We start from the raw sequence: 7,887 nt of genomic DNA, 5'->3' as shown, positions 1-7,887 counted from the left end.
CCCGCGAGCAGCATCCGGCCTGCCTTCAATCGCTTCTTTGTTGCGTCGCTTAACCGCTTTTGTGCCATGACAACATTCTCCAATATCACCATTGGAGATACAACGTTTCAGATGATCAAAAGTTGTCATGTTTTACGGAAATATCAATATATCGACCTGAGCGACCTGCCGGATGAAACGCCGGCGCTGGCGCGTCGCATCAAACAGGCCGTGAAGGACGCCACCGGGTTGTCCTGCTCGATCGGTGTCAGCCCCAACAAGCTGCTGTCGAAAATCTGCTCCGACCTCGAAAAGCCCGACGGCCTTACCCTGCTCGACTTCGCCGACGTGCCGCAACGCATCTGGCCGCTGCCGGTGCGCAAGATCAACGGCATCGGCCCCAAGGCCGGCGAGAAGCTCGCGGCGCTGGGCATCGCCACCATCGCCGAACTGGCACGGGCCGAACCGGCATTGCTGCAGGCCCACTTCGGCCGCAGCTATGCGGAATGGTTGCATGCCGCCGCGCACGGCATCGACGAACGGCCGGTGGAGACCAGTTCCGAGCCGAAATCGATCAGCCGTGAAACCACGTTCGAGCGCGACCTCCATCCGCGCCACGACCGCGCCATGCTGTCCGAGGTGTTCACCTCGCTGTGCACCCGTGTCGCCGCCGACCTGCAACGCAAGGGCTACCTGGCTCGCACCATCGGCATCAAGCTGCGCTACGACGATTTCCGCACCGTCACCCGCGACCTGACCTTGCACGAGTCGACCGCGGATCCGGCCGCGATCCGCCGTGCCGCCGGCGAATGCCTGCGCCGCGTCCCGCTGGACCGCAAGCTGAGGCTGCTCGGCGTGCGCGCCAGTACCTTGGCATCCGGAAGCGACGCGCCGACCGTGACGACATCGCCGCAGGGGGAACTGCCCTTGTTCCCGCCGGAAGGCTGACCCCGACCAGCCAGGGCAACAGCTTGCTGCGAAAGCCTGGCGACTGCCCTTGTTAGAATGAATTCCCGCTACCGATCGCCCGCCAGCACCCCAATCCCATGAGACTCCCGATCATCACGCTGACGCTGCTGCTGCTCGCACATGCTCCTGCCCATGCCGGCAAGACCCTCGACCAGGTGCGGCAGCGAGCGCAGCTGACCTGCGGCGTCAGCACCGGCGTGATCGGCTTTTCCGCCGCCGACAGTCAGGGACACTGGAACGGGATGGACGTCGACATCTGCCGCGCCATCGCGGCGGCGGTGCTCAACGACGCGGCCAAGGTCAAGTACGTGCCGCTCAATGCGCAGCAGCGCTTCACCGCCCTGCAGTCGGGCGAGATCGACCTGCTGTCGCGCAACACGACCTGGACCCTGACGCGCGACGCTTCGCTCGGCCTGCATTTCACCGCCGTTACCTACTATGATGGCCAGGGCTTCCTAGTGCAGAAGAAGCTCAAGATCAGTAGCGCGAAGCAGTTGAAGAACGCGGAGATCTGCGTGCAATCGGGCACCACCACCGAGAAGAACCTCGGCGACTGGTTCAAGGCGCAGGGCATCAAGGTCAAGCCGGTGGTGTTCGAGAAATTCGAGGCCTCGATCAAGGCATTCTTCAGCGGCCGCTGCCAGGCCTATACCACCGACGCCTCGGCGCTCGCCTTCATCCGCAGCAAGGAGGCGCCCAATCCCGACGACTACGTGGTGCTGCCCGAACTGATTTCGAAGGAACCGCTGGGGCCGGTGGTGAGGCGCGGCGATGACGAATGGTTCGCCATCGTCAAATGGGTGATCTTCGCCCTGATCGAAGCCGAGGAATACGGCATCACCCAGGCCAACCTGGAACGGATGAAGGCCAGCCCCGACCCGGCCATCCAGCGCCTGCTCGGCGGCGCCGAGGACAGCGGCAAGCTGCTCGGCCTGGAGCGCGACTGGGCGGCGCGCGCGGTGAAGGCGGTGGGCAACTATGGCGAGATATTCCAGCGCAACGTCGGCAGCGCGTCGCCACTGAAACTGCCGCGCGGCGCCAATGCCCTGTGGAACAAGGGTGGCCTGCTCTACGCGCCGCCGGTGCGCTGAATCGCCGTATCACCATCGCCGACTCTTGATTCATGCCCGCACAACGCTGGCGTAACCTGCTGGTTCAGGCGCTGATCGCCGCCGGACTGCTGGCGCTGCTGTGGTGGCTGCTCGATGCCACCGCCGCCAACATGCGCGAACGCGGCATTCGCAGCGGCTTCGACTTCCTGCTGGAACCCGCCGGCTTCGGCATCGGCGAAAGCCTGCTGCCCTTCGATTCGGGCGACAGCGCGCTGTGGGCGCTGGCCGCGGGACTGGCCAACACCCTGCGCGTGGCACTGCCGGCGATCCTGATCAGTACCCTGCTCGGCACCCTGGTCGGACTTGGTCGCCTGTCGCCCAACCTGCTGCTGCGCAAGCTTTGCGCCGCCTACGTCGAAGCCCTGCGCAACGTTCCCTTGCTGCTGCAACTGCTGGCCTGGTACTTCATCGTCACCGACCTGTTGCCAGCCGCCAGCAAGGCCCTGCAACTGGCGCCGCACGTCTTCCTCAGCAAGAGCGGCCTGTCGGTGCCCTGGCTCGGCGGCGACGGAGGCCTGATCGACCTGCCGCAGCGCGGCGCCATGAACATCAGCGGCGGCGCAGCCATGACACCCGAGTACCTGGCCCTGCTGCTGGGCCTCAGCCTCTATACCGCCGCCTTCGTTGCCGAGACGGTGCGCGCCGGCATCGCGGCCGTACCGCGCGGGCAAAGCGAGGCGGCGCTGGCGCTGGGCCTGACGCGGCTGCAGAACTTCCGCCTGGTGCTGCTGCCGCAGGCATTGCGCGGCATTATCCCGCCGCTGACCAACCAGCATCTGAGCCTGACCAAGAACGCCTCGCTGGCGGTCGCCATCGGTTATCCGGAACTGGTCTCGGTGGCGAACACCACGCTGAACCAGACCGGCCGCGCCGCTGAATGCATAACGCTGATCATGGCCGTGTATCTGATCCTGTCGCTGCTCACCGCCTGGCTCAGCGCCTGGCTGGAGCGCCGCAACGGACGCTGGGCCGATCACTCGTGACGCAACATCGACCCCTGCGCGACTGGCTGCGGCGCAACCTGTTTTCCGACGCCTTCAGTGCTGCGACCACCGTAGCGCTGGTGGTGGCGGCGCTTTGCTGGCTGCCGGACCTGATCGACTGGCTGCTGCTGCAGGCGGTGTTCCGTGCCGATGCCGTTGCCTGCCAGGCGGCCAACCACGCCGGCGCGTGCTGGGGCGTGGTGGCGGAGAAATACCGCATCATCCTCTTCGGGCGCTATCCGCACCAAGAGCAATGGCGACCGCTGCTGGCGACGGTGCTACTGCTGGTCGTGATCGTCGCCAGCGGTCGCGGCCTGCTGCCGTTGCGAGCCATGCTCTTGGCCTGGGCCGTGACCCTGCCGGTCTTCTTCATCCTGATGGGCGGCGACCGCTTCGGACTGCAGCCCGTCGGCAGCGACCAGTGGGGCGGCTTTCCGCTGACGCTGCTGCTGGCGACACTGGGCATGCTGCTGGCGTTTCCGCTGGCAATTCTCGTCGCCCTCGGCCGCTTTTCCAGCCTGCCGCTGCTGCGTGGCCTGTGCCGCAGCTATGTCGAACTGGTGCGCGGCGTGCCGCTGATCTCGGTGCTGTTCCTCGCCTCATTTCTCTTTCCGCTCCTGCTGCCGCCTGGCATCTCGATCGACGTGCTGCTGCGCGTGCTGTTCGGCATCGTGCTGTTCGCGGCGGCCTACCTTTCGGAGACCATCCGCGGCGGCCTGTTGGCGATCCCAGCCGGGCAGCACGATGCCGCTGCCGCGCTGGGCCTCGGCCGCTGGCAGGCGATGCGCTGGATCATCCTGCCGCAAGCGCTGCGCGCCGTGGTGCCGTCGATGATGAACAGCGCGGTCAGCATCTTCAAGGACACCTCGCTGGTCACGATCGTGAGCCTCTACGAACTCACGGGGTCGCTGTCGCTGGCGCTGGCGGGCGATCCCGAATGGCGCTCCTTCCACCTTGAAGGCTATCTGTTCATCGCGCTGATCTACTGGATCGGCTGCCACGCAATGTCGCGCTTCAGCCGCGGCTTCGAACACGCCGCCCACTGAGCAAATCGCTCGGCGCCAACGAAAGTCGGCGCCGGCGATACGGCGCCAAAAGGCAATTTAGTCACCATACGGCCAAATCATGACGCGTCCTGCGAAGAATTTCGAGCGAAGCGAGCCAATCCGTAGCCTCCCCGTGAGGGGGCGAGGCGGGAATCCGCGACGCATGCGTCGCGCCGCCGCAGCCGGCAGGCTGTGCAAAGCCTGCCGTGGGCCGCATAGCGGAAGGGAGGGGCGAGCCTTCAATTCGCATTTTCGGCCAAGCATCGAGATACTTCATCGAAGCCTTCCCTGTTTGATTCCGGCTTGGCCGGCTCAAGGGTAGAGCCCCCGCTGTTCGCGCGCCGCCAGCACGCGCTGGCAGGCGATGATGAAGGCGGCTGTGCGGATCGATACGCGACGCTCCTGCGCCGTGTGCCAGATCGCGCCGAAGGCCTTGACCATGATGCCTTCGAGGCGCGCATTGATCTCCTCCTCGGTCCAGAAGAAACTGGAGAAGTCCTGCACCCATTCGAAGTAGGACACGGTGACGCCACCTGCATTGGCCAGCACGTCGGGGACGACCAGGATGAAGCGGTCGCGCAGGATGTCGTCGGCAGCGGGCGTGGTCGGCCCGTTGGCACCTTCGACCACGATCCTGGTCCTCAAGCCGTGCGCACGTGCGGGAGTCAGTTGGCCTTCGAGGGCGGCGGGAACGAAGTACTCGCATTCGAGATGCCAGAACTCATCTTCGCCGATCGCCTGCGCGCCCTCGTAGCCGGCCAGGCTGCCATGCGCGGCAACGTGGGCGAGCGCCGCCGGGATGTCAATTCCATCCGGATTGGCCAGCGTCGCTTCGGCGTCCTGCAGCGCGACGACCTTGGCCCCGTTCTCGCGGAAGATGCGCGCGGCGACGCCGCCGACGTTGCCGAAGCCCTGCACCACCACGCGCGCGCCGGCAATCGGCACGTCCATGCGCAGCCCGGCTTCGCGCGCCGCGATAAAGACGCCGCGACCGGTGGCCTCCTGGCGCCCCAGCGAACCGCCCAGCGCAATCGGCTTGCCCGTGACCACGCCACTGGCAGTGTGGCCGACATTCACCGAATAGGTGTCCATCATCCAGGCCATGGTCTGTTCGCTGGTGCCGACATCGGGCGCCGGGATGTCCTTGTCCGGGCCGATGACGATGCCGATCTCGGAGGTATAGCGCCGCGTGATGCGCTCCAATTCGGCGCGCGAGAACTGTCGCGGGTCGATCCGGATGCCGCCCTTCGCGCCGCCGTAGGGCAGGCCGAGCGCCGCGTTCTTGACCGTCATCCAGCCCGACAGCGCCATCACTTCATTGAGCGAGACGGCGGGATGGAAACGCACGCCGCCCTTGCCCGGACCGCGCGAAAGGTTGTGCTGCACGCGATAGCCCTCGAAATGCGCGATGGACCCGTCGTCACGCACGATCGGCACGTCGACGATCAGGATGCGCTTTGGCCGTTTGAGCGTCTCGATCCAGTGCGAGAGATGACCCAGGTGCGGAGCCACGCGGTCGATCTGCTCGATGAAGCTGGCCCAGGGCTCCGGCCGTGCCGGATCGAGATAGGAAAGCGTTTCGTGCGTGGCGGCCATGATGGCTCCCGAAGATCAGATGGATGACGCCGCGCGGGCGCCCTGGTCGTAGCGACCGGAGAGCGTGCGCAGCAGGCGGGCGAGGTCTCCGATGCGGAGATTTTCCTCGTCCGCCCCGGAAAAGCCCGGCATAAGGCAGGCCTCCCGCACCTGGCGATAACGTTCACACAGGGCTTGCCCGGCTTTCGTGGCGGACCAGAGCACTTCCTTGCCGCGGCGTTCTCCGGACACCAGGCCCAGGTTGGCGAGTTTCTTCAGCGCATAGGAAACCACGTGGGTGTCCTCGATGTTGAGCACGAAGCAGATGTCGGCGAGTTTCTTTTCGCGTCCACGATGATTGACGTGATGTACGACCAGGATCTCGGTTTCCGTCATGTCCTTGACGCCAGCACCCGCCATGCAGCGCGTCATCCAGCGGCCGAAGGCGTGGCTGGCGATGATCAGGCCGAACTCGAGTTCCGACAGTTCCGGACAGCGGTCGGACACCAGATGCTCGGAGGAGACGATGCGGCGCAACTCGGGTTCGTCAATCGCGTCCTGCGCGGTGGAAGACCTGCCCGTCGGTTTTTTTGCCATGGTGAAGAATTCCGGTTGTCGCTCGACGAAATATTTTAAACATTTTATTGACGTTTTGTAAATGTAATGTTAACGTGTTATCTGCTGCATCCACATCTCCAGCGACCACCTTCGTGAGGACCCCGCCGATGAATACCCGCCTACGCCTGCTTGCCGCCGCACTCGGTTTCACCGCTCTCTCTGTCTCCGCCCAGACCAAGTGGGACATGCCCACGCCCTACCCGGCTGCCAATTTCCACACCGAGAACATCAGCCAGTTTGCCGCCGACGTGGACAAGGCCACGGCCGGCAAGCTCAAGATCACCGTCCACGCCGGCGGATCGCTGTACAAGGCCAACGAGATCAAGCGCGCGGTGCAGGGCGGCCAGGCGCAGATCGGCGAGATCCTGCTCGGCGGCTATGCCAACGAGAACCCGCTGTTCGGCACCGACAACGTGCCCTTCCTCGCCACCTCCTACGCCGAGGCACGCAAGCTCGCCGCCGCGCAGAAGCCCGCGCTCGAAGCGCTGCTCGCCAAGCAGGGTCTGAAGATGCTGTTCTCCGTGCCCTGGCCGCCGCAGGGCATCTTTTCGGCCAAGGCGATCAACGCCGGCGCCGATCTCAAGGGCGTCAAGTGGCGCGCCTACAGCCCGCAGACCTCGCGCATCGCCGAACTGGTCGGCGCGCAGCCGGTCACCATCCAGGCCGCCGAACTCTCCCAGGCGCTCGCCACCGGCGCCGTCGCCGCCTTCATGACCTCGGCTGCCACTGGCGTCGACTCCAAGGTCTGGGAGCAGGTGAAGTTCTATTACGACACCCAGGCCTGGTTGCCGAAGAATGCGGTGCTGGTTTCGCAGAAGGCCTTCGACGCGCTGGACAAGGCGGGCCAGGATGCCGTGCTCAAGGCCGCCGCCGAGGCCGAAACCCGCGGCTGGAAGACCAGCGAGGAGAAGACCAAGGTCTGGATCGAGACCCTGACCAAGAACGGCATGACCGTCGCCGCACCCTCGGCCGCGCTCAAGGCCGACATGAAGAAAGTCGGCGACACCATGATCGGCGAATGGCAGAAGACCGCCGGCGCCGAAGGCCAGGCCATCCTCGACGCCTACCGCAAGTAAGCGCGTGTCGATCCGGCGCGCGCTCGACGGTCTGTACGGCGCCGCCGCCTGGGCGGCGGCGCTGTTCATGATCGGCACCCTGGCGATGATCCTGCTGTCGGTACTCGGGCGCCTGTTCGATTTCCATGTCCGCGGCACCGACGCCTACGCCGGCTACTGCATGGCCGCCGCCGCCTTCCTGGCGCTGGCGCATACCTTCAAGCGCGGCGAACACATCCGCGTCACGCTGATCCTCGACCACACCGGCCCGCGCATGCGCCATGCCCTGGAGCTCTGGAGCCACGCCGCCGGCCTGCTGTTCGCGGCGCTGCTGGCCTGGTTCGCGGCGCGCCTGGTGTGGCAGTCCTTCCAGTTCAACGACGTCTCGCAGGGCACGGATGCCACGCCGCTGTGGATTCCGCAACTGGGCATGGCGGTCGGCAGCGCCATCTTCGCCATCGCCCTGGCCGAGGAACTGGTGGCCGTCATTCGCGGCGAGAAGCGACACCAACGAAAACCTGGCAGCGAACCGGTGAGGAGCGAATAAGCC

7 protein-coding genes and 1 pseudogene are annotated in these 7,887 nt (G+C 65.6%); 6 read left to right on the top strand and 2 right to left on the bottom strand.

Annotated elements, in window-relative coordinates; translation table 11 throughout:
* Nucleotides 1–147: 147 nt before the first annotated feature.
* The 4 genes and pseudogenes from J0M27_RS13495 to J0M27_RS13480 form a co-directional block, all read left to right on the top strand.
* Nucleotides 148–927: pseudogene (locus tag J0M27_RS13495) on the top strand (DNA polymerase IV); the annotation flags it as partial.
* Nucleotides 928–1,025: 98 nt separating this feature from the next.
* Nucleotides 1,026–2,039 carry an amino acid ABC transporter substrate-binding protein gene (locus J0M27_RS13490; RefSeq protein WP_294992534.1) on the top strand — a complete coding sequence of 338 codons (1,014 nt, stop codon included), beginning with the start codon at nt 1,026–1,028 and terminating at the stop codon, nt 2,037–2,039.
* Between the two features lie 32 nt (nt 2,040–2,071).
* Nucleotides 2,072–3,043: an ABC transporter permease subunit gene (locus J0M27_RS13485; protein WP_294992532.1), complete on the top strand. Its 972-nt coding sequence runs from the start codon at nt 2,072–2,074 to the stop codon at nt 3,041–3,043.
* Nucleotides 3,040–4,089, top strand: coding sequence for an amino acid ABC transporter permease (locus J0M27_RS13480; RefSeq protein WP_294992530.1), 1,050 nt, complete (start codon nt 3,040–3,042; stop codon nt 4,087–4,089). Before J0M27_RS13485 ends, J0M27_RS13480 begins: the two co-directional genes overlap by 4 nt.
* 312 nt (nt 4,090–4,401) lie before the next feature.
* Here the strand turns inward: J0M27_RS13480 and J0M27_RS13475 are convergent, their stop codons facing one another.
* Nucleotides 4,402–5,685 (bottom strand): Glu/Leu/Phe/Val dehydrogenase, encoded by a 1,284-nt coding sequence (locus tag J0M27_RS13475; protein WP_294992527.1) that lies wholly within the window; start codon nt 5,683–5,685, stop codon nt 4,402–4,404.
* Nucleotides 5,686–5,700: 15 nt separating this feature from the next.
* On the bottom strand, nt 5,701–6,261 hold the full coding sequence (locus J0M27_RS13470; RefSeq protein ID WP_294992524.1) for a winged helix DNA-binding protein: 561 nt from the start codon (nt 6,259–6,261) through the stop codon (nt 5,701–5,703).
* A gap of 128 nt (nt 6,262–6,389) precedes the next feature.
* Between J0M27_RS13470 and J0M27_RS13465 the strand changes: the two genes are divergently transcribed.
* Nucleotides 6,390–7,358, top strand: coding sequence for a TRAP transporter substrate-binding protein (locus J0M27_RS13465; protein ID WP_294992521.1), 969 nt, complete (start codon nt 6,390–6,392; stop codon nt 7,356–7,358).
* A gap of 4 nt (nt 7,359–7,362) precedes the next feature.
* On the top strand, nt 7,363–7,884 hold the full coding sequence (locus J0M27_RS13460; RefSeq protein ID WP_294992519.1) for a TRAP transporter small permease: 522 nt from the start codon (nt 7,363–7,365) through the stop codon (nt 7,882–7,884).
* Nucleotides 7,885–7,887: the final 3 nt, after the last annotated feature.

The sequence above is a fragment of the Sulfuritalea sp. genome (assembly GCF_017302275.1).
Lineage (GTDB): Bacteria > Pseudomonadota > Gammaproteobacteria > Burkholderiales > Rhodocyclaceae > Sulfuritalea.
Note: the sequence above shows the minus strand (reverse complement) of the source record. Positions and strands in the feature narration are given on the sequence as shown.